The sequence below is a fragment of the Devosia marina genome (assembly GCF_009758415.1).
GTDB lineage: Bacteria > Pseudomonadota > Alphaproteobacteria > Rhizobiales > Devosiaceae > Devosia > Devosia marina.
The window spans coordinates 63,796-89,672 of the sequence record NZ_WQRF01000008.1 but is presented as its reverse complement, the minus strand read 5'-3'; the positions used below and the strand labels follow the sequence as shown (position 1 = coordinate 89,672).

At 62.1% G+C, this 25,877-nt stretch carries 27 protein-coding genes and 1 pseudogene; 20 read left to right on the top strand and 8 right to left on the bottom strand.

The window, feature by feature from the left end:
* Nucleotides 1–187: 187 nt before the first annotated feature.
* The 7 genes and pseudogenes from GO014_RS16855 (at nt 188) to GO014_RS16825 (ending at nt 7,466) form a co-directional block, all read left to right on the top strand.
* Nucleotides 188–541, top strand: a complete 354-nt coding sequence (locus GO014_RS16855; RefSeq protein WP_157291499.1) for a DUF2200 domain-containing protein — start codon at nt 188–190, stop codon at nt 539–541.
* A gap of 131 nt (nt 542–672) precedes the next feature.
* Nucleotides 673–1,155, top strand: a complete 483-nt coding sequence (greA, locus tag GO014_RS16850) for a transcription elongation factor GreA (protein WP_343030996.1) — start codon at nt 673–675, stop codon at nt 1,153–1,155.
* 457 nt (nt 1,156–1,612) lie between these two features.
* On the top strand, nt 1,613–1,948 hold the full coding sequence (locus GO014_RS16845; RefSeq protein ID WP_157291498.1) for a DUF6968 family protein: 336 nt from the start codon (nt 1,613–1,615) through the stop codon (nt 1,946–1,948).
* A gap of 236 nt (nt 1,949–2,184) precedes the next feature.
* Nucleotides 2,185–5,496, top strand: a complete 3,312-nt coding sequence (carB, locus tag GO014_RS16840) for a carbamoyl-phosphate synthase large subunit (protein ID WP_157291497.1) — start codon at nt 2,185–2,187, stop codon at nt 5,494–5,496.
* 117 nt (nt 5,497–5,613) lie between these two features.
* Nucleotides 5,614–6,135, top strand: a complete 522-nt coding sequence (locus tag GO014_RS16835) for a hypothetical protein (RefSeq protein ID WP_157291496.1) — start codon at nt 5,614–5,616, stop codon at nt 6,133–6,135.
* A gap of 49 nt (nt 6,136–6,184) precedes the next feature.
* A pseudogene (locus GO014_RS16830) lies at nt 6,185–6,427 on the top strand (LbetaH domain-containing protein); the annotation flags it as partial.
* A 121-nt stretch (nt 6,428–6,548) separates the two neighbouring features.
* Nucleotides 6,549–7,466 carry a hypothetical protein gene (locus tag GO014_RS16825; RefSeq protein ID WP_157291495.1) on the top strand — a complete coding sequence of 306 codons (918 nt, stop codon included), beginning with the start codon at nt 6,549–6,551 and terminating at the stop codon, nt 7,464–7,466.
* 10 nt (nt 7,467–7,476) lie between these two features.
* Here GO014_RS16825 and ltaE read toward each other — a convergent pair whose 3' ends face one another.
* Together ltaE and GO014_RS16815 are read right to left on the bottom strand one after the other, a co-directional pair.
* Nucleotides 7,477–8,496, bottom strand: coding sequence for a low-specificity L-threonine aldolase (gene ltaE / locus GO014_RS16820; protein ID WP_157291494.1), 1,020 nt, complete (start codon nt 8,494–8,496; stop codon nt 7,477–7,479).
* A gap of 49 nt (nt 8,497–8,545) precedes the next feature.
* Complete coding sequence (locus GO014_RS16815; protein WP_246204698.1) at nt 8,546–9,523, bottom strand: class I SAM-dependent methyltransferase; 978 nt, start codon at nt 9,521–9,523, stop codon at nt 8,546–8,548.
* Between the two features lie 512 nt (nt 9,524–10,035).
* Here GO014_RS16815 and GO014_RS16810 point away from each other — a divergent pair.
* On the top strand, nt 10,036–10,245 hold the full coding sequence (locus GO014_RS16810) for a cold-shock protein (protein WP_104893687.1): 210 nt from the start codon (nt 10,036–10,038) through the stop codon (nt 10,243–10,245).
* A 62-nt stretch (nt 10,246–10,307) separates the two neighbouring features.
* Here GO014_RS16810 and GO014_RS16805 read toward each other — a convergent pair whose 3' ends face one another.
* Nucleotides 10,308–11,441, bottom strand: a complete 1,134-nt coding sequence (locus tag GO014_RS16805) for a PQQ-dependent sugar dehydrogenase (RefSeq protein WP_157291492.1) — start codon at nt 11,439–11,441, stop codon at nt 10,308–10,310.
* A gap of 367 nt (nt 11,442–11,808) precedes the next feature.
* Here GO014_RS16805 and greA (GO014_RS16800) point away from each other — a divergent pair, with 367 nt between their 5' ends.
* From greA (GO014_RS16800) to GO014_RS16785, 4 genes are all read left to right on the top strand, one after another.
* Complete coding sequence (gene greA / locus GO014_RS16800) at nt 11,809–12,282, top strand: transcription elongation factor GreA (protein ID WP_116589048.1); 474 nt, start codon at nt 11,809–11,811, stop codon at nt 12,280–12,282.
* Nucleotides 12,283–12,439: 157 nt separating this feature from the next.
* Nucleotides 12,440–13,390: a thioredoxin-disulfide reductase gene (gene trxB / locus GO014_RS16795; protein ID WP_116589047.1), complete on the top strand. Its 951-nt coding sequence runs from the start codon at nt 12,440–12,442 to the stop codon at nt 13,388–13,390.
* A 116-nt stretch (nt 13,391–13,506) separates the two neighbouring features.
* Nucleotides 13,507–14,400, top strand: coding sequence for a LysR family transcriptional regulator (locus GO014_RS16790; RefSeq protein WP_157291491.1), 894 nt, complete (start codon nt 13,507–13,509; stop codon nt 14,398–14,400).
* A 190-nt stretch (nt 14,401–14,590) separates the two neighbouring features.
* Nucleotides 14,591–15,307 (top strand): HAD family hydrolase, encoded by a 717-nt coding sequence (locus GO014_RS16785; protein ID WP_157291490.1) that lies wholly within the window; start codon nt 14,591–14,593, stop codon nt 15,305–15,307.
* 1,207 nt (nt 15,308–16,514) lie between these two features.
* Here the strand turns inward: GO014_RS16785 and GO014_RS16780 are convergent.
* Nucleotides 16,515–17,717: a pyridoxal phosphate-dependent aminotransferase gene (locus GO014_RS16780; RefSeq protein WP_157291489.1), complete on the bottom strand. Its 1,203-nt coding sequence runs from the start codon at nt 17,715–17,717 to the stop codon at nt 16,515–16,517.
* A gap of 75 nt (nt 17,718–17,792) precedes the next feature.
* Nucleotides 17,793–18,212: a DUF4864 domain-containing protein gene (locus GO014_RS16775; RefSeq protein ID WP_157291488.1), complete on the bottom strand. Its 420-nt coding sequence runs from the start codon at nt 18,210–18,212 to the stop codon at nt 17,793–17,795.
* A gap of 144 nt (nt 18,213–18,356) precedes the next feature.
* Here GO014_RS16775 and GO014_RS16770 point away from each other — a divergent pair, with 144 nt between their 5' ends.
* Together GO014_RS16770 and GO014_RS16765 are read left to right on the top strand one after the other, a co-directional pair.
* Complete coding sequence (locus tag GO014_RS16770) at nt 18,357–18,662, top strand: hypothetical protein (protein WP_179953000.1); 306 nt, start codon at nt 18,357–18,359, stop codon at nt 18,660–18,662.
* A 121-nt stretch (nt 18,663–18,783) separates the two neighbouring features.
* A complete protein-coding gene (locus GO014_RS16765; RefSeq protein ID WP_116589042.1) occupies nt 18,784–19,212 on the top strand; it encodes a CBS domain-containing protein in 429 nt (142 codons plus the stop codon).
* 2 nt (nt 19,213–19,214) lie between these two features.
* Here GO014_RS16765 and GO014_RS16760 read toward each other — a convergent pair whose 3' ends face one another.
* Nucleotides 19,215–19,604 carry a GNAT family N-acetyltransferase gene (locus GO014_RS16760; protein ID WP_246204697.1) on the bottom strand — a complete coding sequence of 130 codons (390 nt, stop codon included), beginning with the start codon at nt 19,602–19,604 and terminating at the stop codon, nt 19,215–19,217.
* A 126-nt stretch (nt 19,605–19,730) separates the two neighbouring features.
* Here GO014_RS16760 and GO014_RS16755 point away from each other — a divergent pair, with 126 nt between their 5' ends.
* From GO014_RS16755 to GO014_RS16745, 3 genes are all read left to right on the top strand, one after another.
* Nucleotides 19,731–20,360, top strand: coding sequence for a Spy/CpxP family protein refolding chaperone (locus GO014_RS16755; protein WP_179952999.1), 630 nt, complete (start codon nt 19,731–19,733; stop codon nt 20,358–20,360).
* Nucleotides 20,361–20,543: 183 nt separating this feature from the next.
* Nucleotides 20,544–21,779, top strand: a complete 1,236-nt coding sequence (locus tag GO014_RS16750) for an aminotransferase class V-fold PLP-dependent enzyme (RefSeq protein ID WP_157291486.1) — start codon at nt 20,544–20,546, stop codon at nt 21,777–21,779.
* A 149-nt stretch (nt 21,780–21,928) separates the two neighbouring features.
* Nucleotides 21,929–22,834, top strand: a complete 906-nt coding sequence (locus GO014_RS16745; RefSeq protein WP_157291485.1) for a DMT family transporter — start codon at nt 21,929–21,931, stop codon at nt 22,832–22,834.
* A gap of 6 nt (nt 22,835–22,840) precedes the next feature.
* On the opposite strand, the gene GO014_RS16740 is transcribed toward GO014_RS16745, so the two are convergent.
* Both GO014_RS16740 and GO014_RS16735 read right to left on the bottom strand, forming a co-directional pair.
* A complete protein-coding gene (locus tag GO014_RS16740; protein WP_157291484.1) occupies nt 22,841–23,221 on the bottom strand; it encodes a DUF2147 domain-containing protein in 381 nt (126 codons plus the stop codon).
* A complete protein-coding gene (locus GO014_RS16735) occupies nt 23,218–23,607 on the bottom strand; it encodes a DUF2147 domain-containing protein (RefSeq protein WP_116589035.1) in 390 nt (129 codons plus the stop codon). The genes GO014_RS16740 and GO014_RS16735 overlap by 4 nt, the downstream gene beginning before the upstream one ends.
* Nucleotides 23,608–23,963: 356 nt before the next feature.
* Here GO014_RS16735 and GO014_RS16730 point away from each other — a divergent pair, with 356 nt between their 5' ends.
* The 3 genes from GO014_RS16730 to GO014_RS16720 all read left to right on the top strand — a co-directional run bounded on the left by GO014_RS16730 (nt 23,964) and on the right by GO014_RS16720 (nt 25,853).
* Complete coding sequence (locus tag GO014_RS16730) at nt 23,964–24,560, top strand: thymidine kinase (protein ID WP_157291483.1); 597 nt, start codon at nt 23,964–23,966, stop codon at nt 24,558–24,560.
* 11 nt (nt 24,561–24,571) lie between these two features.
* Nucleotides 24,572–24,961: an acyl-CoA thioesterase gene (locus GO014_RS16725; RefSeq protein WP_116589032.1), complete on the top strand. Its 390-nt coding sequence runs from the start codon at nt 24,572–24,574 to the stop codon at nt 24,959–24,961.
* Nucleotides 24,962–25,190: 229 nt separating this feature from the next.
* Entirely contained in the window at nt 25,191–25,853 is a 663-nt protein-coding gene (locus GO014_RS16720; protein ID WP_179952998.1) for an SH3 domain-containing protein, read from the top strand.
* The last annotated feature ends 24 nt before the right edge of the window (nt 25,854–25,877 follow it).

Here is a 25,877-nt window from a genome sequence, read left to right as displayed (position 1 = left end):
GGGGGGGGGGGGGGGGGGGGGGCGGGGGGGGGGCGGGGGGGGGGGGGGCGGGGGGGGGGGGGGGGGGGGGGGGGGGGGGGGGGGGGGGCGATCACGTAAAGCGAATTGAGTGAACAAGGTCCGGCTTCGATAGCGTCACCAGCCATGCTAGCCTCGCGCCACTCGAAATCCTCATCTGGACATAGTCATGGCCGGACACCGCATCTTTTCCACCAGCGTCACCAGCGTCTATCCGCTCTATATCACCAAGGCGGAAAGGAAGGGACGCACCAAGGCCGAGGTGGATGAAATCTTCCGCTGGCTCACCGGCCACGACCAGGCCTCGCTCGAAGCCGAACTGGCCAACCAGACCACCTTCGAAGACTTCTTCGCCAACGCCCCAAAGCTCAACCCAAACCGCAACCTCATCACCGGCGTCGTCTGCGGCATCCGCGTCGAAAACATCGAAGACCCCCTGATGCAGGAAATCCGCTACCTCGACAAACTCGTCGACGAACTGGCGAAGGGAAAGAAGATGGAGAAGATTTTGCGGGAGCCGTAGCAAAGCTGGGTGGGGGTGCGACACGAACTCGGCCCATTTCATCTCGCCACCAAAGCACCTACATATTCGGCAACTATCGGTGCGCCGGGAAGCCTGCGTCCATCGTCTCAGCCTGAATCAGGAGTGTTTCAGTGAGTGTCGCCTTCACCAAGGAGGATAGCGCCGAGACGGCCGCAGAAACCATGCTGCCGGAAAAGCCCATCCCCGAGGGCCCCAACCTCGTGACAGCAAACGGCCTGGCCTTGCTGGAACGGCAACGGGCCGAGGCCAGCGCCGCCTACGAAGCCGCCCTCGCCGTGGACGACATCAACGAACGCCGTCGCCAGGCCGCCAATCCCTACCGCGACCTGCGCTACCTCAACGAACGCATCCGCACCGCCCAACACGTGCCGCCGCCCCAAACCAATGACACCGTCGCCTTCGGCTCCCGCATCACCATAGAGCGCGACGACGGCCGCACCCAGACCTACACCATCGTCGGCGAAGACGAAGCCGACCCCAAATCCGGCACAATCTCCTTTGCCTCGCCACTGGCCCGCGCCTTGATGGGCAAGGAAGTGGGGGATGTGGCTGTGCTGGGTGAGGCTGAGGTGGAGATTGTCGGGATTAGGTGAGGTAAACGACAAGCTGCGTCAAAGTTATCCCCGCCAGCTCAAACGCTGACAGGATCGTTTGAAATAAACGCGGTGATGACAATGCCTGATGTGCCTGCCCTAAAGGATTTGCTGACCACGCGCAGTCATCTCCTAGATCTGAAAATGCATATAATAGCGGCTCAAATGCATGGGCTGCTTCGTAAATATCGGCCAGACCAGCCGCGAGTGCCGGCAGGCAGCCCAAGTGGCGGCCAATGGACCACCGATCTGGTCAGCCGAGACCCCGCGCCAACAAAGATTTTGGTCGCTGGCAAGTGGGACCTCAGACGAGAAGCAGAGTGCAACGAACAGCTGAGACTTGACGAGGAAATTTGTCGAGCTGCAGGTAGCCGAACATGCTGGTCATTGACACAGCCACGGTGGGCGGCCTGCATGAAGAACGACTACGTGCCAACGCTTCGGTTCTGAGGACGACATGCTTTCAAGAATCTTGGTTGCGACAACCTCTCGTGGCGAAATTGGCGTACCGGTCACCCTCCACGCCCCTATTCAGGGCGACGGCTTCTGGGAGTGCCACTTCGAGATTGGCTGGCCCGAGGGCACCAAGTCGTCGCGCGCACGCGGCTTTGACAGCGTTCAGGCGACCTACCTAGCCATGCAGAACATCGCGGTCCACCTCTATGCCAGCCACTATCACGCGGAGGGAAAGCTGCGCTGGGGCGAGCCGGGTACCGGTTACGGTTTTCCCATGCCAAAGGTGGGCTATGAGGATCTGATTGGCGAGGACCGTATCGCTCAGGTGCCGGACTGACTCCTCCCCCCTTCCCTTCCGCCGACTCTTCGGTTAGACAGCCCGCTTAACCACCATGTTCGGTCTTTTCCCCTGCGGCGCAGTGCTCAACTGCAGCGCGGGCTTCGCGCGGACGGGTGTGTCCGGGCGATTCTCCCCCTCGCCCGATCTGACGTTCTGCCGGTAAGGTGCTCCCCACTTTGCTCCGGCAGTGCGCCGAATGATGACTTGAACGAGACAGCAAGAGCGAGCCCCGAATGCCAAAGCGTACCGACATCAAATCGATCCTCATCATCGGTGCGGGCCCGATCATTATCGGGCAGGCTTGTGAGTTCGATTATTCGGGCACCCAGGCCTGCAAGGCACTCAAGGAAGAGGGCTACCGGATCATTCTGGTGAACTCGAACCCGGCCACGATCATGACCGATCCGGACCTGGCCGACGCCACCTACATGGAGCCGATCACTCCCGAAGTGGTCGCCAAGATCATCGAGAAGGAGCGCCCGGACGCGCTGCTCCCCACCATGGGCGGCCAGACCGCGCTCAACTGCGCGCTCTCGCTGCGCAAGATGGGTGTGCTCGAAAAATTCGGCGTCGAGATGATCGGTGCCACCGCCGAGGCCATCGACAAGGCCGAGGATCGCGAGCTGTTCCGCGACGCCATGAAGAAGATCGGGCTCGAAACCCCGCGCTCCATGCTGGCCCACAATTCCATCGAAGCCCTGCAGGCGCTCGAAGTCATTGGTCTCCCCGCCATCATTCGCCCCAGCTTTACGCTCGGCGGCACCGGTGGCGGCATTGCCTACAACCGCGAGGAATATCTCGCCATCTGCGAGAGCGGCATCGACGCTTCGCCCACCAATGAAGTTCTGGTCGAGGAAAGCGTGCTCGGCTGGAAGGAATACGAGATGGAGGTTGTCCGCGATAAGAAGGACAACTGCATCATCGTCTGCTCCATCGAGAATATCGACCCGATGGGCGTCCACACCGGCGACTCGATCACCGTCGCTCCGGCCCTGACCCTGACCGACAAGGAATACCAGATCATGCGCGACGCCTCTTTGGCGGTCCTGCGCGAGATCGGTGTGGAAACCGGCGGCTCCAACGTCCAGTTCGGCATCAACCCCAAGGACGGCCGCATGGTCGTCATCGAGATGAACCCGCGCGTCTCGCGCTCCTCGGCGCTGGCCTCAAAGGCCACCGGCTTCCCCATTGCCAAGGTCGCTGCCCGTCTCGCCGTCGGCTACACCCTCGATGAGCTGGAAAACGACATCACCGGCGGCGCCACCCCGGCCTCGTTCGAGCCGACCATCGACTATGTCGTCACCAAGATTCCGCGCTTTGCCTTCGAAAAATTCCCCGGCTCGGACAATCGCCTGACCACCTCGATGAAGTCGGTCGGCGAGGCCATGGCCATTGGCCGCACCTTCCAGGAATCCCTGCAAAAGGCCCTGCGGTCGCTCGAAACCGGCCTTACCGGTCTCAACGAGGTCGGCATCCCCGGTCTTGGCGAAGGCGAAGACAAGAACGCCATCAAGGCAGCCCTGGGCACCGGCACGCCGCAACGCCTGCTTCACGTGGCCGAAGCCATGCGCCTGGGCGTCTCCAACGAAGACATTTTCGACGCCTGCAAGATCGACCCCTGGTTCCTTGAGCAGATGCGCGGCATCGTCGACATGGAAGCCAAGGTAAAGGAATTCGGCCTGCCCCAGGACGCAGCCAGTCTGCGCATGCTCAAATCCATGGGCTTTGCCGATGCGCGCCTGGCCCAGCTGGCCAATCTCAAGGTCTCCGACGTCCGCAAGCTCCGCCACAGCCTTGATGTGCGCCCGGCCTATAAGCGCATCGACACCTCCGCAGCCGAATTTGCCTCGCCCACCGCCTATATGTACTCGACCTATGAAACGCCGTTTGCCGGCAAGGTCGCGGACGAATCCCGCCCAACCGACCGCAAGAAGGTGGTCATTCTCGGCGGCGGTCCCAACCGCATCGGTCAGGGCATCGAGTTCGACTATTGCTGCTGCCACGCTGCCTTCGCGCTTGCCGAGGCGGGCTATGAGACCATCATGGTCAACTGCAATCCCGAAACCGTCTCGACCGACTACGACACCTCCGACCGCCTCTATTTCGAGCCGCTGACCGAGGAAGACGTCATCGAAATCCTGCTCACTGAAAAGCAGAACGGCACTCTGCATGGTGTCATCGTGCAGTTCGGCGGCCAGACTCCGCTCAACCTCGCCGAAGCTGTCGCCAAGGCCGGCGTGCCGATCCTGGGCACCCAGCCCGAGGCCATCGACCTGGCCGAAGACCGCGACCTGTTCATGAAGCTTCTGAACAAGCTCGAACTGACCCAGCCCAAGAACGGCATTGCCTATTCGCTCGAACAGGCCCGCCTCGTTGCCGAGCGTCTGGGCTACCCGCTGGTCATCCGCCCGTCCTACGTGCTTGGCGGCCGCGCCATGGCCATCGTCCACTCGGCCAAGGAGTTCGAGAGCTATGTGCAGGACACGCTGACCGGCCTCGTCCCGCCCGATATTCTCCAGCGCTATCCCAACGACAAGACCGGCCAGATCAACTCGGTCCTTTCCGATAACCCGCTGCTGTTCGACGCCTATCTCTCCGGCGCCACCGAAATCGACGTCGATTGCCTCTGCGATGGCAAGGACGTGTTCGTTGCCGGCATCATGGAGCATATCGAGGAAGCCGGCATTCACTCCGGTGACTCAGCCTGCTCCCTGCCCCCGCGCACCCTGCCGCCCGCCATCATCGACGAACTCAAGCGCCAGACGCGCGAGCTTGCTTTCGCCCTCAAGGTCGGCGGCCTGATGAACGTGCAGTTTGCCTATAAGGACGACACGATCTACCTCATCGAGGTCAATCCGCGCGCCTCGCGCACCGTGCCTTTCGTGGCCAAGGTTATCGGCGAGCCCATCGCCAAGATCGCCAGCCGCATCATGGCCGGCGAGAGCCTGGCCAGCTTCAATCTGGTGGAAAAGCGACTCAAGCACATCGCCGTCAAGGAAGCCGTGTTCCCGTTCAACCGCTTCCCCGGCGTCGACACCGTGCTTGGCCCGGAAATGAAGTCGACCGGCGAAGTTATTGGTCTCGACACCGATTTCGCCATGGCCTTTGCCAAGTCGCAGATGGGCGCCGGCCAGAAGGTCCCCACCTCGGGCAAGGCCTTCATCTCGGTGCGCGACAGCGACAAGCCCGACATTGTCGACATGGCCCGGCATCTGGTCGAAGCCGGTTTCGAAATCCTCGCCACCGGCGGCACGCAGCGCTATCTGGTCGACAACAACGTCCCGGCCACCAAGATCAACAAGGTGCTTGAGGGCCGTCCGCACATCGTCGACTCAATGAAGAATGGTGGTGTTCAACTGGTCATCAACACCACCGATGGCCTGAAATCGATCTCCGACAGCCGCGACATCCGCCGCACCGCGCTTCTGTCCAGGATCCCCTACTACACCACCATCGACGGCGCCCTCGCGGCCGTCGAAGGGATCATCGCCCTCAAGCAGGGCAGCCTGCAGGTCAAGGCGCTGCAGGAATACTTCGCAGCCTAACCATTCCGGCCCCTTCCTATCTGGGAGGGGCCGATCCGCTTTCACGCTCACCGCATGCACATATGCCAAGGATAAGAACTGTGCTAGCACAGCAAGGCATGTGGATGGAGCATATGGATGCGCCTTGTTCTTTCCCTCTCTTGCCTTTTCGCTTCTGCGGCCATTGCGGTAGCCCAGCCCGAGCCTTTCAATCCCTATGGTGCAGCGCTTGAGGCTTTGCCCCTCGCCGACGCGCGCGCCATTTTGGAGGCCACCTACGGTCAGCTGACGGACGCTTCTCAGACGATGGATCCCGCCTTCACGGCCTCGGGAATAACACTGCTGTCCACCCAAGACAGCGACCCACCTGCCGTTTTCCTGTTCTGCGATGACAAGATGGCGGGCGTCATGGCGCCTGTACCCCCTTCCGTGGCGGCAGACATCCTGCTCCCGCTAAGCGGTCCCAGCCAACCAGCGGCCGAAATCTTTCCGACCCAAACGGGCGTCATGCTCACATTTGACACCGCCGAAATCACCGTCGTCTACGAGGGGATCGGCTCCAAGAACAGCCATGTCGTGCTCATGTATCCAGAGCAGGTCTTTCGCACGATGACCTTAAAGAGCCGCTGCTCTGACCTTGCGGCGCAGGCTGCCGATTGAACTCGACAGCTATCTGCTTCGTCGGATCAGGCGCCGCCATTATCATGCCGGCGTCACCATCGGCCACGGCGCTGTCATCGGCACGCCGGCCCCGGTGAAGGACGTCGAGCCATACACCATTGTCGGCGGCAATCCTGCCAGGCCGATCCGCAAACGGTTTGGCGACGCCGAGATTGCCATGCTGCTCGAATTGGCTTGGTGGGACTGCCGGATCGACCGCCTGAGCGCAGCAATGCCCTTGCTGACCTCCGCGGACATCGCAGACCTCTCCGCCTTCTGGCAGAACAACTAACGCTACGGCGCAGGGCGGACACTAAATCCGCCCGGCGCACCGCCGTACCCCTTTCCAGGCCGCTCATCTGCCGTTCAGACTGGTCCTGCTACCGAGCCGCATCACAACTGAGGGGGACGCCATGATCCGCACACTTGCAACCACCGCCCTGCTGCTCGCCGGCACCGGCATCGCCATTGCCAGCGACCTTGATACCGCGATCGATCAGTTCCTTGCCCCGCCCGGCTATGAGCGGGTCGATATCGAAGCACTGGAACAGTCCTTGCAGGACTATTGGCTCGACACCACCACCATCAGCCCCGATGGCGCGGTCGGGCCCATAGAAAAGGCCCTGCTGATTGCCACTGGCGCAATCCCGTCCGAGCGGACCCGGACCGCCCTTGCCTACGGCGAATTGCACGACGAACAGCACGGCAGGCTCAGCTTCATCGAGCTTCGCCACTACAATATGGGGCCGGCGATCCGCGACATGGCGATCGAGGGCTATGGCGCTGAGAACACTGCCGACCTAACCGAATTCGGCAAGGGCGAGCATCTCGGCTGGCGCTTTGTGTTCATGCCGCTCATGGGCAACACTGCCGTTTTGGTCGATGCCGCCCGAACCGTCATCGACCCCGATATCGCTTACGATCAGGACTGTACGGGTCGGCCCTGTATGGACCTCGATCATCCCTTCGACTCCATCGCCGACTGGGAAGAAACCGACACATCTGCCCCGCATTGGCCGCGCCAATATCCCGAAAGCGATGGGCTGATCGCCACGCCCGCCCATGCCGCCGCCGAACTGGCGGTCATCGGCTGGTCGGCCAATGTGGAATCAGGCGCCTATCAATGGACCGGCGGAGAGCGCCCGGAATCGGCTGACCATTTCCACCCCTGGCGCTTCATCGGCATCGATCGCAATCTGGGGCAGGAAGCGGCCATCGACGCTGTCTGGCAGGAAACCCAGCTCATGGACGATTCCTTGTCGGCCATGGCCTTCCGTCGGCTTGAGCTGCCGGGCGCGACCTATTGGTTCGGCGCCGCCACACCGCGCTAAACGCGGCTCTTTAGCCTGCAAAAAACCGGTCCACCAATGCCAGCGCCTGGGTGACGTCCGCTTCGTCCACGTCAAGATGCGTTACCCAGCGCTGCTGGCCGTAGCGACCGGTAACGCCCACGCCATGCTCACCCAGATAGGCGGTGAAGCGCTCGCCCAGATCGGCCGCCATATCGACCCACAGGATATTGGTGTCTGGCATGGTCACCCGCAGCGCCGCATGTCGCGCCAGCCCCTCGGCCAGCGCTTTGGCCCGCCGGTGATCCTCGGCCAGCCGGCTCACATTGTGTTCCAGGGCATGCAGCCCCGCTGCCGCCAGAATGCCCGACTGCCGCAACCCGCCGCCCAGCATCTTGCGATGGCGTCGCGCCATCTCGATCAGATCCTGCCGCCCGACCAGCACCGACCCGACCGGCGCGCCCAATCCTTTCGACAGGCAGATCGAAACCGTGTCGAACGGCGCCACGAAATCCTTGATATCGAGATCCAGCGCGACGCACGCATTGAATGCCCGTGCGCCATCCAGATGCAGGCCCAGCCCGTGCCGCGCCGCAACGTCGGCCACGGCCGTCATATAGTCGACCGGCAGCACCCGACCGCCAAACGTGTTCTCCAGCGCAATCACCCGTGTCGTGGCAAAATGGTTGTCGCCACTCTTGATGGCAGCCTCGATGTCGCCCAGCGCCATGGTTCCATCGGCCTGATGCGCAATTGGCTGTGGCTGGATCGAGCCCAGAACGGCTGCCCCGCCCGCTTCATATTTGTAGCAATGCGCGTCCTGCCCAGCGATGAATTCATCGCCCCGGCCGCAATGACTCATCAGCGCCAGCAGGTTCGACATCGTCCCCGAGGGCACGAACAGCGCCGCATCCTTGCCCAGCATCCCGGCCATGCGCTGTTCGAGCAGATTGACTGTCGGGTCGTCGCCGAACACATCATCGCCCACCTCGGCGGCTGCCATGGCCGCGCGCATTCCGGCGCTGGGCTTGGTGACCGTGTCGGATCGGAAATCGTGACGAATGGCGTTCATGGCAGGCTCCTATTGGGAGTGCCCTTCTGCCAGGCCCGGGCACAAAAAGCTAGGCCGCGACGTCGCCGCCTTCCGCTTCATCATTGGCCGCCGTCATATCCACCACAGGCTTGCGCGCCACCACCAGAATACCGGTAATCGGTGCCCCGCGATCGAAACGCAGCACCGCGGTTTCGAAGCGCAACACCTCAAGCCCGGCGATGACCAGCGCATCGCGGGTCGCCTGTACGCCATGCGCATAGCGGAGGCTGGGCCGCAGAAACAGCGGCTCTTCGCCCTCATGCGCCTCGAGCGAAAAGGCCACCAGCCCGCCTGGGCGCAGGGCCGGCATCAGAGCCGACAGCACCGGCTGCAAGGCCCCGCAATAGATCAACACATCGGCGGCCGTCACCAGGTCCACATCGGCCCGTCTCGCATTGAGCGTCGCCACCAGCTCCGCCTTCGCAAGGCTGTCATAAATTCCCTTGCGCGCGGTCTCGGCTATCATCGCTGCGGAAATGTCGACCCCTTCGAGATGCCTGACCTTGCCCCGCAGCCTCTCGCCCATCAGCCCGGTGCCACAGCCCAGATCCAGCGCCCGCTCGAAGCCGGAAAGCCCCAGCCGCGTCGTTTCCTCGGCCACCAGCGCATCGAGCAGGTCCGGCACGCGATAGCCCAGTCTGCCCACCAGCGACTCTTCGAACTGCGGCGCATATTGGTCAAACAGCGCCTCGACATAGCCCACCGCGGTGCCCTCACCCGCCGGGCCTGCGTCATGCGCAGCCAGCTTGAGCCGCGCGCCGAACACGCCGGCATCGTCCAGCGCCTCCAGCCGCCGCCAGGCCGCTATGGCATTTGAGACATTGCCCGCCTTCTCGTGAAAACTGCCTGCCAGATCCCAGCCGGCTGCCCAGTCCGGAACCATTTCCAGCGCCTGCTCCATCAGTTCAGCCGCCGCCGCGCAGTCACCCTGCTCGTCCAGCATGCGGGCATAATCCGCGCGCCGGTCGGCGATCACATCGCCGGAAGAAAAGAACGCCTTGGTCAAGACGAATTGCTTTCGAGAAAACCGGCCCCATTTGGCGCGGCGCGCGGGATTTTCCGCAAAGCGCGCTGAAAGGCAAGCCATTTGACATCGAGACGTGCCTGTTCCCGCCCCCGTGACGAAATGTTCACTTTCCAATCACGCTGACTCGGCTACAATGCGCTCTATCCAATGGCGATAGACCAAAGTCGCTTTTGCCAATTGGTGGCGGCGCCACGAGCGCCAGCCTGTCCGGTCATCATCCAGATGCCGGATATTTTTGAGACCAAAGCATTGATTTCCTGACAGAACCTACCGTTCTGCCGGGCGTTTTTGCTTGGCTACACGGCATATTGATGCCTCCCGAATTTCAGGCTAGGCTTCGCGCCATCGAATATTGCGGCCGACTGATCTGAAGACGCGAATTCCATTCGCAATTGCTGACGTCATCTTCCGATATTTCGATATCAACTAGGTTCTGGCCGGGTGCACGGCCGGGACCGCACCAGCAGCGAATGCACGAGGGAACGCGCAACATGGCAACTGGCACCGTTAAATGGTTCAACGGCCAAAAAGGTTATGGCTTCATCCAGCCCGACGAAGGCGGGGCGGACGTGTTCGTCCATATTTCCGCCGTTCAGCGCTCGGGCCTGAATGGCCTAGATGAAGGCCAGAAGGTGAGCTACGAGATCGTCAAGGATAAGCGGACCGGCAAATCCGCCGCCGACAATCTGACGCCCTCCTGATCCACGGATCAGAGACGAAATTGGGGGCGCGTCCGAAACCGGGCGCGCCCCCGAACTTTTGCCTAGACTTCTTCTGGCGCTATACGGATCAACCGGCCATTGCCGGCATCGGTGATCAGGTAGATCGCGCCATCTGGCCCGGCGGTCACGTCGCGAATGCGCCCCAGCACGCCTTGGAATAGCCGCTCTTCCCCCACTACGGCATCGCCATCCATGTCGAGCCGCACCAGCAATGTGCCGCTCAGCCCGCCCAAAAGCAGATCTCCCTCCCAACCCGGAAAAAGTGCGCCCTCATAGAAATCGAGGCCCGACGGCGAAATCGAGGGATCCCAATAGTGCAGCGGTTGTTCCATGCCCGGCTGCGTCTCACCCACGCCGATCGGGCTGCCGTCATAATTGGTGCCATAGGCGACTTGCGGCCAACCATAATTCTTGCCGGCCTCGACCAGATTGAGCTCGTCCCCGCCTCGCGCACCGTGTTCGACCGCGAATAGCGCCCCATCGCTTTCGCGCAGCGTCGCGCCCTGCGGATTGCGATGCCCGATGCTCCAGAATTCCGGCGCCCAGCCTTCAAGCTGCGGATTGTCCTCAGGCACCGACCCGTCCGGGGCGATGCGGACAACGCCGCCTGCCAGATCGCCCGGATTCTGCGCCCTGTCCTGGCTGCCGCGTTCCCCTAGCGTAATGAACAGAGTGCCGTCATTGCCGACAACGATGCGCGAACCGAAATGCCGCGTCGAGCCGTCGAAATTGTTCATCCGAAAAATCACGGCCTGGTCGACCAGACGGCCACTATTGCCCTCCAGTTCCAGCCGCGCCGACATCACCGCCGTGCCTGTGCCGCCCTCGCCCGGCTCGGCATAGCTGAGATACAGCTGCCCGGTCTCAGAAAAATCAGGGCCCAGCGTCACGTCGAGCAGCCCGCCCTGCCCGCGCGCCACCACCTCGGGCACGCCCGCAATGGGTTCACCGGCCACCCCATCGGCAATCACCCGCAACCGCCCCGGACGCTCGGTCACCAGAAAGCGCCCATCGGGCAGCACGGACAGCGCCCAGGGATGTTCGAGCCCATCGGCAATCGTCGTGGCCGTCAGCGTCCCGGCGCTGCTCTGGCTGGTTTCCTGCGCCATCACCGGCAGCCCGGCGACCACGCTGGCCAGCAACACGCCCGAGAGAAATCTGGTCCGGTCCCGCATAAACGATCTCCTTGCGTCAAAATTGATTGGTCCGCGCCCGAAGGCATCACTGCCTTGGCCACGGCGCGCTGCCCCCAATGCGCCAAACCGGCGTTGTTTGGTCACAGCCCTTGCCAGCTTGTGCACACGCACTATCTGCTTGAAACACACCGGCTTGACCGGAACGCGGCGGTTGGGCAAGCTGGTGTGATCTCCCACTTAAACTTGTCGTGAAGCATTCGCCGAACGGAGTTTGGCAGGGAGACACCATGCCGGGTGGCCGCAGTGCCCCCGGCAGGGCCAACATCAATTGATAGCCTGTCGCGGACCGGAAATCCGGCCACGCGGCGGCATTTGTTATGCCGAGCCGATTGGAGGCAGCACGATTATGGACAAGGTTCCGATGACGGTTCAGGGCCACAAAGCCCTTTCTGCTGAGTTCGAGCACCGCACCAGCAATGAACGCCGTCGTATCATCGACGCCATTGCTGAAGCCCGCGCCCACGGCGATCTGTCTGAAAACGCAGAATATTCTGCTGCCAAGGAGCAGCAGAGCCTCAATGAAGGCCGGATCAAGGAGCTCGAAACGCTCCTGGCGCTGGCCGACATCATCGATGTCACCAAGCTGAGCGGCTCCACCGTCAAGTTCGGCGCGACCGTCACCTTCATTGACGAGGACACCGAGGAAGAAAAGACCTATCAGGTCGTGGGCGATCCCGAGGCCGATGCCTCGGCCGGACGCATCTCGATTTCCTCGCCCCTCTCCCGTGCCATGATCGGCAAGGAAGAGGGCGATTCGTTCGAGGTTGCCGCCCCGGGCGGCTCCAAGAGCTACGAAATCGTCAAGATCCGCTATATCTAGCGCCTAAACTTTAGGCACCAGCCGAAATTCCTGTGTCTTTCCTGTCCACTCCCGCAGGCATCTCGCCCGCGGGAGTGAGTTTGCCTTGAAACCTTCTGCCTTCGCCTCTTAAGTAAGGACGAGGGAGTTTTCCTGACCTATTGGAGAGGCGTCGCGAATGCACGCGAAAGTCATCATCATTGGCTCCGGCCCGGCCGGCTATACTGCTGCGATCTATGCCGCCCGCGCCATGCTCGAACCCGTGATGATTCAGGGCCTGCAACCAGGCGGCCAGCTCACCATTACCACCGATGTCGAGAACTACCCCGGCTTTGCCGACGTCATCCAGGGTCCGTGGCTGATGGACCAGATGAAGGCGCAGGCCGAACATGTCGGCACCCGTATGGTCAACGACATCATCACCTCCGTCGACCTGGACAAGCGCCCCTTCGTGCTGCATGGCGACAGCGGCGACACCTACACCGCCGACAGCCTGATCATCGCCACTGGCGCCCAGGCCAAATGGTTGGGTTTGCCCTCCGAACAGCAATTCCAGGGCTTTGGCGTGTCCGCCTGCGCCACCTGCGATGGTTTCTTCTATCGCGGCAAGCAGGTTCTGGTGGTCGGCGGCGGCAATACGGCCGTTGAAGAGGCCCTGTTCCTCACCAATTTCGCCGAGAAGGTCATCGTGGTGCACCGCCGCGATGAGTTCCGCGCCGAACGCATCCTGCAGGATCGCCTGTTCAAGAATCCCAAGATCGAAGTGCGCTGGAACACAGAGGTCGCCGAAGTTGGCGGCACGTCCATGCCGCCCTCGGTCAACTCGGTCACCCTGCGCAACACCCAGTCCGGCGAGACTTATGAGCAACCGATTGACGGCGTCTTTGTCGCCATCGGCCACGCCCCGGCAACCGCTATTTTCGCCGGCAAGCTTGATATGAAGCCCGGTGGCTATCTGCAGGTGAAACCCGGCACCTCCGAGACCAATGTGCCAGGTGTCTTTGCCGCGGGCGATGTCACCGACGATATCTATCGCCAGGCCGTCACCGCCGCCGGCATGGGCTGCATGGCCGCGCTCGACGCCGAGCGTTTTCTGGCCGCGCACGAACTGGCCGAGGCGGCGGAATAATCGTGCATATCTCGCGGAAAAGTCACGCTGCTGTCACAATTTTTGCGCCTCCCTCGCCCATTGCGAGGGTCGCGGTCCGACCTGGCTGAGAACACACAAAAGAAAGCGTCGCCAACATGCTCGACTGGGACAAGCTACGGATTTTCCACACCGCCGCCGAGTCGGGCAGTTTTACTCATGCCGCAGAAAAGCTGGGCATGAGCCAGTCGGCCGTCAGCCGTCAGATTTCCGCGCTCGAAGACGATCTGGGCCTCAAGCTCTTCATCCGCCACGCCCGTGGCCTGGTATTGACTGAGGTCGGCGAACAGCTGTTCCGCACCGCCCATCGCATGCATTGGGAGTTGCAGCAGGTCGAAACTCAGATGTCCGAAAGCCAGGACGTCCCAACCGGCCCACTCATTGTCACCACCACCGTGGGTATCGGCTCGACCTGGCTCTCCTCCCGGCTCGATGAGTTTCTCAAGCTCTATCCCCTGATCCAGCTTGAGATCCGTCTCAATGACGCTGAGCTTGACCTCGCCATGCGCGAGGCCGACGTGGCCATCCGTCTGCACCGGCCCAACCAGTCCGAAATGATCCAGCGCAAGCTGTTCACCGTGCATAACCACTTCTATGCCGCCAATACCTATATCGACGAAAACGGCATGCCGCATTCGCCCGAGGATCTGGACGACCACCGCATCATCAGTTTCGGTGAGCCGGTGCCGTCCTATCTTGGCGATATCAACTATCTTGAACGCATGGGTCGCGCCGACTCCAGTCCGCGCCGCGCCGCACTCAGGGTCAACGCCATCTACGGCATGATGCAAGCCTGCCGCGCCGGCATCGGCATCGCCATGCTGCCCGATTACGTGACCGAGAAAGAAGACGGTCTGGTCCAGATCCTCCCCGAGATCGAATTGCCGGCTTACGAAGCCTATTTCGTCTATCCCCCGGCGCTGAAGAACTCCAAGCGCGTCGGTGTCTTCCGCGACTTCCTGGTGTCCAAGGCCCGGGAGTGGTCGTTCTAGCAGAGGCGCCAAACCAGCAGAAAAAGCCCCCTCACCTGCCGGCGTTGCCGTCGACCTCTCACCGAAGGGAGAGGTGAAGAGGTCCTGCCAGAAGTCGCATGGCGACACCTCCCCTTGGGGGAGAGGTCGGCCCGCAGGGCGGGGTGAGGGGGCCTTGCTGCTCGTCCGAGCGACAAGTCTGAGACCCAGCATGCCCCGCATCACCACCATCGCCCTCGATGCCGATGACACCCTCTGGCAGAACGAGCAATTCTTCCGCCTCACCGAGCAACGCTTCGCCGATCTGCTGCGCGACTATACCGACGCGCCTGATCTGACCGAGCGCCTCATTTCGGCAACCGCGCGCAATCTTCAATTCTACGGCTTCGGCGCCAAGAGCTTCACGCTCTCCATGCTCGAAACGGCGCTTGAAATCACCGAGCATCGCGTCCCCGGCACCGTCATTGCCGAAATCCTCGCCGCCGGGCGCGAGCTTCTCGATTACCCACTTGAGACCCTGCCCTATGTCGATGCCGCCCTTGAGCACCTGCAACACAATTATCGCCTGATCCTGGTCACCAAGGGCGATTTGCTCGACCAGGAGCGCAAGCTCGCCGCATCCGGTCTCGCCGAATACTTCGCGGCTGTCGAAGTGGTTTCCGACAAGACCGAAGCGGTCTATCGCCGCATTTTCGAGCGCCACACCGAGGGAGCAGAACACACCATCATGGCCGGCAACTCGCTTAAGTCTGATATATTGCCCGCTTTGGCTGCCGGCGCATTCGCTGCCTATGTGCCACATGACCTGACTTGGTCCTATGAGCGCGCTCCAGAGCCCGAAAATGAGCCGCGCTACGCCCGCATCGCGCACCTGGGTGAGCTTCAGCAGCTTATCGACCGGTTCGAATCCCGAAAGATCAGCCGCTAGACAGCGCGTTTCCGTTCTCGGCAGCTCGATTCCGCGCCTAAATAACGCTCAACGCCTGCTCCAATTTCTGGCATCGCGCCTGAATTTCAGCCGAAAATCGCCCCCTCTTGCCGCGACAGGCCGCCGCACCTCGGCCCTCGCCCATTGATTTCATTATATTTTTTTCGGGCATATGCAAGATTTGCATGGCTGGCATAACCATTGGTGGATTGGCGCGCCGCGCCGGCACCCCTATATGCCCACTCATCACAGCGGGTGTTTCTCCTCCCTCCCTTGCGCCCGCTGCGTTCCCTCCTGACAGGTTCCTGACCTGTCCCCCTTAGGGCCCTGCTCTCCCCTCGAGCGGGGCCTTTCTTTTTGTTTTACTGCATAACCATCCCTTGCAAAAACGCATGGCTGACATGCCAGTTTTGGGATTGTCTATCAGATCGGTAGAGTTCATATAGCACCCATCGCTGAGGCGCGCTCCGATCTCCTCCTCCCTTCGGACCCCGCATCGCGATACCGGACTAAGGATCATCTCCTCCTCCCTTGATCCAAGGTCCACGGCAGAGCGGCATACTCCTCCTCCCTTGCTCCTCTGCCCCACTTTCGATTTGGCTTCGGCCCTATCATCAGACCCCATCTTCGGATGGGGTCTTTTTTTATGGTTTTCGGCTTGAACCTGTCACCAGCCTGTCGAGCTGCCTGTTTAATGGACAGAATGTCGCTGTGCCTAATGCATGGCAGTTATGACACCAAATGCATTGCTGACCAAAAGGTCAAAACCTATATTGGTCCTGTCGCTGTTGAAGCCGCTCCGTATCCTCCTCCCGCGGACCCGCTTCTTGCGACACCGGATCGAAACCGCATCCTCCTCCCGCGGCGACGATCCATCGGTCTGGTGCAAATCCTCCTCCCTTGCATCCGGGCCATCACTTGCGATTTGGCTTCGGCCCTATCATCAGGCTCCAACTTCGGTTGGAGCCTCTTTTTTTTGCACAATTGCTCTGCCCGGCTTGGCCGTCATCTCGCCTCCACACGAATCTGCATGGCAGCACTTCCGATTGTGCGTTTGTGCCGCAGGCGTCCATATCCGATATTGTGACCAACGGCGGGCATCGTGGTGACCCCGCCCCCTCCAAGGTCAGCGGCTCCGGCCAAAGACCGAACGGCCCCGCCCATCCCCTCGGGCGGGGCCATTTTTGTCTGCGCTCAGGGTGCGCCGCTAATTGATCCCCGCGCAAAACTGCTGAATGCGCTTCACCGCCTCTTCCAGCTCCGCATTGCTCGCCGCATAGCTCAGCCGGAAATGCCCCGGCAGGCCGAAGGCCGTGCCGTGCACCAGCGCCACCCCGGTTTCCTCCAACAGCGCCATGACGAAATCCTCGTCGGTGTCGAGTTTCGTCCCGCCCGCGCTGGTCTTGCCCAGCAGCCTTTGGCACGACGGAAACACATAGAACGCCCCCTCCGGCGTCAGGCAGTCGAGCCCGGTATTGGCATTGAGCCCAGCCACCACCATGTCGCGCCGCGCCTGGAACACTTCGCGCCACTCTGCCAGAAATTCCTGAGGCCCGTTCAGCGCTTCCACCGCCGCCCATTGTGAAATCGAGCTGGCATTGGTGGTCGATTGGCTCTGCAGCTTGGTCATCGCCGCCAATAGAGGTTTTGGTCCCGTGCAATAGCCGATGCGCCAGCCGGTCATGGCGTGCGACTTGGAAACCCCGTTCATCGTCAGGGTCCTGGCCTGCAATTCCGGTTCTACCTGGGCGATGGTGGCGAAGCTCTTGCCGTCATAGACCAGCACTTCATAGATATCGTCGGTCAGGATGTGGACGTGCGGATGCCGCATCAGCACTTCGGCCAGCCCTTTGAGTTCCTCAGCCGAATAGGCCGCCCCGGTCGGGTTGGACGGCGTATTGAGGATCAGCCACTTGGTCTTTTCCGAAATCGCCGCTTCCAGCGCTTCCGGCGCCAGCTTGAATCCGGTCGATGCATCGGCCACCGCAAACACCGGCTCGGCCCCGCATAGCCGCACGATTTCGGGGTAGCTCACCCAATAGGGCACCGGCACCACAACTTCGTCGCCCGGGTTGAGCGTCGCCATCAGCGCGTTGAAGATGATCTGTTTGCCACCCGAGCCGACAAAGCAATCCGCCGCCGTGACATCGAGCCCATTGTCGCGCCGGAACTTCGCGGCCACCGCTTCCTTGAGCTCGGCAATCCCATCCACATTGGTATAGCGCGTCTTGCCCGCGTCCATGGCGCGCTTGGCCGCGTCGCGCACGTGTTCGGGCGTGTTGAAGTCCGGCTCACCGGCCGAGAGCGCGATAATATCCTTGCCCTCGGCGGCCATGACGCGGGCTTTCTGGCTGATCGCCACTGTCGCCGACGGCGCCACACGCCCCAATGCCTCGGACAGAAAACCCATCATCGCCTCCTTTGCTGGACGGCAATGGGTTTAGTGCAAGCCCCGGGGCGCGAAAAGCCCCGCGTTCAAACTTCGCTAGATACCAAGTCCGGGTGTGCTGCGCAGCATTACGCCCTGTACCCGCCAGCCCTCGTCACGCTCATCGGCAAGCTGATAGACCGCTTCCCAGACCCGGCCATCCGCATCGATAAGCTCGACCTCTTGCAGCACCACGCCGGGAGAAAGTTTGCGGAAGGTCCCAAAGCTGTGCGTACGCGACGCCCCGATCGGTCCATAGCCGGACCGCGCGACATCTTGGGCGAAGCGCTGCGGATCGCTTTGATACCTTGCCCTGAAGGCAGCACCGGCAAAGGACAGCGCCGTTTCACCGTCAGCGCTGCGCAGCGCCTCGATCTGACCGGTCACGCTGGCGCGCCATGGCTGTTCCATCGCCTCCTGCGCGGTCGCCGGCATCATAAGCAGGATACTCAAGGCAAGAACCCAGAGAATACGCATCGTCTATCTCCTGTTTTGGGGCAGGCCCAGCCCGCCACAGTTCTGCCCTCAAATGGTCCCGCGCTGACCCCCATTGGTTCATAGTCGAACCGCTTTTTGATGCTTTTCTTTCAGCATCGGAAGTGAGGAAGAGACGTCGATCCCATGCATAAATCTACGTCCCCCAGACGCAAAAGTTTCAGGCTTGTGGCCGTTTTTGGCGCCATTGGCTCCGCCCTGAGCACAGCCGCCCTGACAATTGGCGTCACGCCCGCCCAGGCTGCCGATTTTGCCGCCCAGCCCGATACGCAGATTGCGATCTTCATGGTGCCTTTGACGCTATTGGTGCTGGTCCTGATTTTTGAGGTGGCGCGCTTTGCCTGGCGCGCCCCCCTGCCGGTTCAGGTCCCTGCCCGCATAAAACGCCGTCCGGACTGGTCGGCGCCGGGTAAAGGTGCACCGAGCCCCTGATATTGTTTCCCCCTGACGAAACTGGCCGGCCCTGCGCCGGCCATTTTTTTTGACTTTCGGTCTATTGCCGAGCGCCCCGGGCAGGTTCAAACTCAAGGTCCCTTACAGGAGGACTGACCCCATGCATGTCGACACCATCCTGCAAACCAAAGGCATCGTGGTCCACACCTTGCCCAAAACCGGCACATTGGCCGACGCCGTGACCCTGCTCAACACCCACAATATCGGCGCGGTCGTCATCACCGACGACAAGCAGCACATCGTCGGCATTCTTTCCGAGCGTGATATCGTGCGCCAGCTCGGCAAGAACCCCAACGGCGCCCTGTCGCTCTCCATAGCCGATTGCATGACCAAGGGCGTCGTCACCGCCGAGCGCACCACCACCATCGACGATGTCATGGAGTCCATGACCAAGCGGCGCATCCGCCATATGCCGATCGCCGAGGGTGGCAAGCTGGTGGGCATTATTTCCATCGGCGATGTGGTCAAGCTCAAGATCGCCGAAGTCGAGCACGAGGCCGAAGCTCTGCGCGAATATATCTCGAGCTGAGATCAGGGCGACAGCTGCATCAGCCCGGCCGCCGTAGGCCCGAAGCCGCACGCGCGGTAAAACCCCTCCAGATGCGGCTCGAAATCCACATGCAGCCATTTGGCGCCGCGATCCCGCGCCAGCTTGGCGGCGAGCCGCACCAGCTCGCTCGCAATTCCTTGCCGCCGATAGGCCGCATCGACTGCCGTATCGAGAATGAAGGCATGCAGCCCGCCATCCCAGGCGATGTTGACGAACCCCACCAGCCGCTCACCGTCCTTTGCCCCAAGATGCGCCAGGCTACGGCTTAGAACGTGGCCATAATTGCGCGGTGGCGGCCCGCCCCAGGCGCGGCGCCAGAAGTCATCCAGCACCGCCGCCTCCGGAAACGGATTGACGACATACCCAATCAAGCCAAGCCTCCACCTTACCAACCTCTCCAACTCTTCATCCATCCGCAAGGTCGCGAAGAGTTGGCCCATCCTATGGTCTCATCTGTGCCGGTTACCGGCGATATCCCATGCAAAGGATGAACGACCATGAAGACGATTTCCACTACCGCCATCGTGGCCCTGATGACTACCGCCATCGGCCTGGGCGCGATTGCCCCCTCGACGGCCCAGGAAACCACCGCGCCTGCGACCACCCAAGCTCAAGCGGCAGATTCCGCCTCCGGCGCTGAACGCGGCTTCCGCAACGGCCCCGGCATGCGCCATGGCGGCGGAATGGGTCTGTTCAATATCGAGCGCGGCGCCGAAGCCATAGAAATTGCCATCGTCCGCCTCAGCCATGCTATCGAAATGACCGATGAGCAGACCGTTCTGCTCGAAGCGCTCAAAACCGATGCCCTGGCCGCTGCCGCCGCCTTCGAGGCCGCGACCGACGGTTTGCGCCCGACTCCGCCGGCCGAAGGTGAATCCGCCGAACGCCCGGACATCTCGGAGCGCTTTGACAACCGCATCGCCCTTGAATCGGCCCGCCTCGACGCACTCAAGGCCGTTCAGCCCGCCTTTACAGCTTTCTTTGACAGCCTGACCGACGAGCAGAAGGCAGACCTCGTCCCCGAACGCGGCAACCGCCATGACCATATGAGCAAGCAGGGCGACAGGGGCGGCCATCGCGATGGTCATCATGGTGGCCAGCGCCCCATGGGTCCGGGCAACCGCTAAGGCCGGCCCGGCGCCGGACCTCCAGACCCGGCCTGTCGCACTCCTTCGTCGGCAGGTCGACCCGCGGTTCCTGCAGGCCCCAAGCCATGGCAGGCGCCGCCAAACCCCGGCTCTCAACAGCCGGGGTTTGCTTTTGTCCTCGGCTCGATTACCAGTGATGACCGTAATCTGTTGCGGGCAATCATGACCACTCTTCCCCTCGATCCGGCGCCCATTCGCGCGCTGTTCCCGGCCTTTGCCGAACCGAGCCTGAATGGCCAGGCTTTCTTCGAAAACGCGGGGGGCTCCTACACGTCCCAGGCGACGCTCGACATCCTCGACCACTATTATCGCGCCACCAAGGTGCAGCCTTATGGCGTTTATGCCGCCTCCGAGGCCGCCGGACAGGCCATGGACCGCGCCTATAAACAACTGGCCCAGGCGCTCAACGTTGCCACCGACTGGATCCATATCGGCCCCTCAAGCTCCGCCAACACCTATGTGCTGGGCAAGGCCTTCGCCGATTGGCTGAAGCCCGGTGATGCCATCATCGTCACCAATCAGGACCACGAGGCCAATACCGGCAATTGGCGCCGCCTGGCCGAGCGCGGCATGGAAGTGCGTGAATGGCAGGTTGATCCCGAAACCGCCCGCCTTTCGCTCGATAGCCTCGACACCCTGCTCGACGAGAAGGTCAAGCTGGTCGCCGCGCCGCATTGTTCCAACATCGTTGGTGACATCAACCCGGTCGCCGAGATCGCCGCCCGCGCCCATGCCGTCGGCGCCGTCCTCGCTATTGACGGCGTAAGCTATGCGCCCCATGGCCTGCCCGATCTCGCCGCGCTTGGCGCCGACATCTATTTCTTTTCCGCCTACAAGACCTATGGTCCGCATCAGGGCGTCATGGCCATCCGGCCCGATCTCGCCCGCGCGCTGCCCAATCAGGGGCATTTCTTCAACGATGCCAAGCTGCGCTACCGCCTGACCCCGGCTGGCCCCGATCACGCCCAGATCGCCGCCACCGCCGGCATTGTGGACTATCTCGAACAAATCGCCGCGCTGGCGCCCGCCTCGATCGAGGGCGCCGATCCATTCCGCCGCGCGCATGCCGCCATGCGCGCCCAGGAAGTGGCGCTGGCCGCCCCCCTGCTCGACTATCTGCGCAGCCGCAATGACCTCCGGCTCATCGGCCCCGCCGACGCCACCACCCGCGCGCCCACCATTGCCGTGCTGGCAAAAGAACCGGGCATCGACATCGCCCGACGCCTCGCCCGCCACGGCGTCATGGCCTCGGGCGGCAATTTCTACGCCGTGCGCCTGCTCGAAGCACTGGGCATCGACCCCCACAATCACGGCGTCCTCCGCCTCTCCTTCGTGCACTACACCACACCTGAAGAGATCCAGCAGCTCATCTCAGCACTCGACACCGAGCTACAATAGGCAACCTCATCCGGCGCTACGCGCCACCCTCTCCCCGATGGGGAGTAGAATAGGCCTGTGCCCCTTGTTCCTCTCCTCATCGGGGAGAGGGTGGATCGCCCGCAGGGCGAGACGGATGAGGGGGTTCCATCCACGAGAAACACACACCAATGTCCCGTCCCCTCGCCTCCCTCCTGCTTCTGCTTTGCACCATGTTCTGGGGCTTCGCCTTCATCGCGCAGAAATCCGCGATGGACGCCATGGGGCCACTGACCTTTGCCGGCGTTCGCTTTCTCATCGGCGGCCTGCTCATCCTGCCGCTGGCCCTGAATGAACTGCGGCGCAAGGCCGTCAGGCTCACCGGCACCCATTGGTTCTTCATCATGGCCATGAGCACCGTGTTCTTCCTCGGCTCATGGATGCAGCAGGTCGGCCTGCTCACCACGACAGCGACCAATGGTGGCTTCCTCACCGGTCTTTACGTGTTCTTTGTGCCGTTGCTCGGCTTCGCACTGTTCAGAATGCGCCCCCACCCGATCGTCTTCGCCGGCGTGCCGCTAGCCCTGGTCGGCATCTATTTCTTGAATGGCGGCGGCCTCGACAGCTTCAACTTCGGCGACTGGATCATCATCGGCAGCGCCGTGTTCTGGGCCATGCATGTGCTGCTGCTCGGCCATGTCGCCAAAATGACGGGCCTGCCCATCTTCGTGTCGTCGGTCAGCTTCCTGTTCGCCGGCATCGCCGCCAGCGTCATCGCCCTGCCCACCGAAGCCCCGACCTTTGCGGCCATTTCTGCCGGCTGGATCGAGATCGCCTATGCTGCCGTCCTCTCAACGGCTGTCGGATTTACCCTGCAGGCCGTCGGCCAGCAGCATGTGCCTGCCGCGAATGCCGCTATCATCCTCTCGGCGGAAAGCCTGTTCGCAGCATTGGGCGCGGCAGTGGTGCTGGGCGAGCGCCTGCCCCTGATCGGCTATGCCGGCGCGGCGCTGATCTTTGCGGCGATCCTGCTGGTAGAAGCGATCCCGCCGCTCTGGGCCCGCCGCAAGGTGCATGTTCCAAGAACGGTGAACTAGGGTTCCCTATTCGCCATAGCGATACATCTGGTAGCTCTTGCAGATCACAAGGGCTACGCACCCCCTGAGCGTGATCTGGTCTTCGCTGACCTGGGTAATCGTCCCGGCCGCACTCTGCCCATAAATGTGCAACTCGCCCTTCCACTCAACCGGCCCGGTCTGCACCGCATGGTCAATCAGCATGGTGTTGAGATAGGGGAGATTTTCTGCACTGTCCGCGCCATTGCCCAGCCAGATCAGCTCGGCACAAAGCTGCGTGCCGTCACCGCACAGGGTCACGTCATAACGCGAATCCCGCATTTCGATTTCCCACACCCCGACCGGCGAGGCCAAGGTCGGCGCCACCGCCATCAGCGCGAACAAAGATGCCAGAATCGCCCGCATCATGGCGCGTGCCGGTACATCTGATAGGTCTTGCAGACCACCAGGAACGCACAGCCGGACAGCGTCATATGGTTCTCGCTATGCTGGGTGATCGTCCCGCTCATCCGGTGCCCGAACAGATGCAGCGTCCCTTTCCATTTTCCCGGCCCGGTGGGCGCCAGCGCCTGCGCCATGGGACGATTGAGATAGGGCTTGTACTGATCGTTGTAGTCGGCGTCGGACAGCCAGACCAGCTCGCCACACAGCTGCGTGCCGTCCCCGCACAGATCCAGCGCAAACCGGGTGTCGCGCGTTTCCAGCTCCCACACGCCGGCGGGCGAAGCCGCTGCCGGCATGGCCGCCGCACAGGCCAGAACAAGAGCGGCAATCAAACGGGAAAATCTCGGCATGGTAATCCTCTGGAAGTTCTGTGCCTTCAAATCTTGTCTCCACCACCTGAACCGAAGCTGAACAAGCCAGGGCAAGACAATAAATCGGGCATTGCAATAGTGTCGTCACGGCCCTGTCATCTTGGCTTAATACGGTCCGCTTATCCCGGCTCACCCCATTGGCCAGGATTGCCAGCCCCGCGTCCCCAACGCCGCGCCGGCATCGGAGGGCCCGGACCGCCAACCCCCGGCCTTCCCGACCGACAAGATCGGTCCTGGCCGCCTCAGGGCGGCCTTTTTTTGTGGACCGCGCCGCATTTTGCCTCGCACCGGCCTCGTCGCTGCGCCACAACAAAAGCCCCGTTTCAGGCGCGACCATGGCCAAGCTCTATTTTTCCTATGCGGCGATGAATGCCGGCAAGTCCACCTTGCTGCTGCAGGCGGCGCATAACTACCGCGAGCGCGGCATGCGCCCTTTGCTCTACACCTCCGCGCTCTATGCCGAGGACGGGGTTGGCCTGATCACGTCTCGCATCGGCATCGCCGAAGAAGCCGATCTCTATGCTGCGGGCGATGACCTCTACCAGTCCATTCGCGACTATGACGAGGAATCCAAGGTCGATTGCGTCTTTATCGACGAAGCCCAGTTCCTCACCCGCGAGCAGGTTTGGCAACTGGCCCGCGTGGCGGACCGGCTCAATATCCCGGTCATGTGCTATGGCCTCAGGACCGACTTTCAGGGCAAGCTGTTCCCCGGCGCGATGGAACTGCTGGCCATAGCTGATACGCTGCGCGAAATCCGCACCATCTGCACCTGCGGCGCCAAGGCCACCATGGTGGTGCGCCAGGACATGTCGGGCCGCGTCCTCACCGATGGTGACCAGGTCTCCATTGAGAAGTCGGTCTACCTGTCCCTGTGCCGCAAGCATTGGGAAGAGGCCGTGGGCCGCTGGCCCGTCAAGCGCCCAGAATAGGAACCCCAATCATGCAGTCCGACGCAACCGAACCCACCGGCGCCCTCATCATCCGCACCCTGGCCATGCCCGCCGATACCAACCCGGCCGGTGATATCTTCGGTGGCTGGGTGATGAGCCAGATGGACATTGCCGGCGCCATCGCCGCCGTCGAACGGGTCAAGGGTCGCGTGGTCACCGTAGCCGTGGAAGCTATGACCTTCATCGCTCCGGTCAAGGTGGGTGACGTGCTTTGCGTCTATGCCGATATTGAACGTACCGGCAACACTTCTATTACGGTCGGCCTCGAAGCCTGGGTTCGCCGCAACCGCCTGGATGAACGCACCAAGGTCACCGAGGCGCGCTTCGTCTATGTCTCGCTCGACGAAACCGGCAAAAAGCGCCCCATTCCGCCGCAATAAGGCGACTGCCAGACCCGTTCAGACTGCGTTCAGCTAGAATTTGCTCAATTGTCTCCCGGCGCTCCGACAGTGGCCCTGGGATATTCACCATTTGAATACTCCCACCGACATTGCCGGAACTCTTTGCGCTAAGATTTCGTTTCTTGAGTCATATACAAATGGCGCGATCGCCGAAATGCGTCGCCCCGGACGTCCGGGGCCGGCAAGATCGAGCCGGAGGGAGCATGTCATGCATCGTCAGACCCGCAGGAATCTTCTGAATCTGGCCACCGGCATCGCCGTGGCCGCCGCTGCCGTGGTGGTCTTCCTGCCCGCAGCACAAGCCGCGCCCGGCACCGCCACCAGCAATGTCAATGTGCGCTCTGGCCCAGGCACCGGCTATGCCGTTGTCGACACCTTGCGCCGCGGCGAACAGGTCGACGTGCAGCGCTGCCAGTCGTCTTGGTGCTATGTAGTCAAGCCGGGTCCCGATGGTTGGGTCTCGGCAAGCTATCTCAGCGCCGGCGGCCGCCCGGTCAATCCGTCCAATCCCGGTCTTTCCTTCGGTTTCACCATTGGTGGCCCCGATGGCCCGCAAATCAGCATTGGCGTGGGCAATGGCAACAGTCCCCAGCCCCGTCCCCCGCGCCCGCCGGTCGTCCAACCAGTCTATGACGAAGTCTGTTTCTATGACCGCACCCGCTTCCGTGGCGACAGCTTCTGCATGGAAGAAGGCGAATCCGTTCGGGACCTGCGCGGCTGGACCGACCGCATTTCCTCCTTTGACAATCCGGCCGGCCTGACCGTTCAGGTTTGTTCGCAGGAGAATTTCCGCTTCTGCCGCACCTACACCACCGGCGCATCGTCGCTGGGCGACTACGACAACTACATCGCCTCGATCCGCGTTCGCTAGGATCGTTAGACAAGAGCTTTTCGC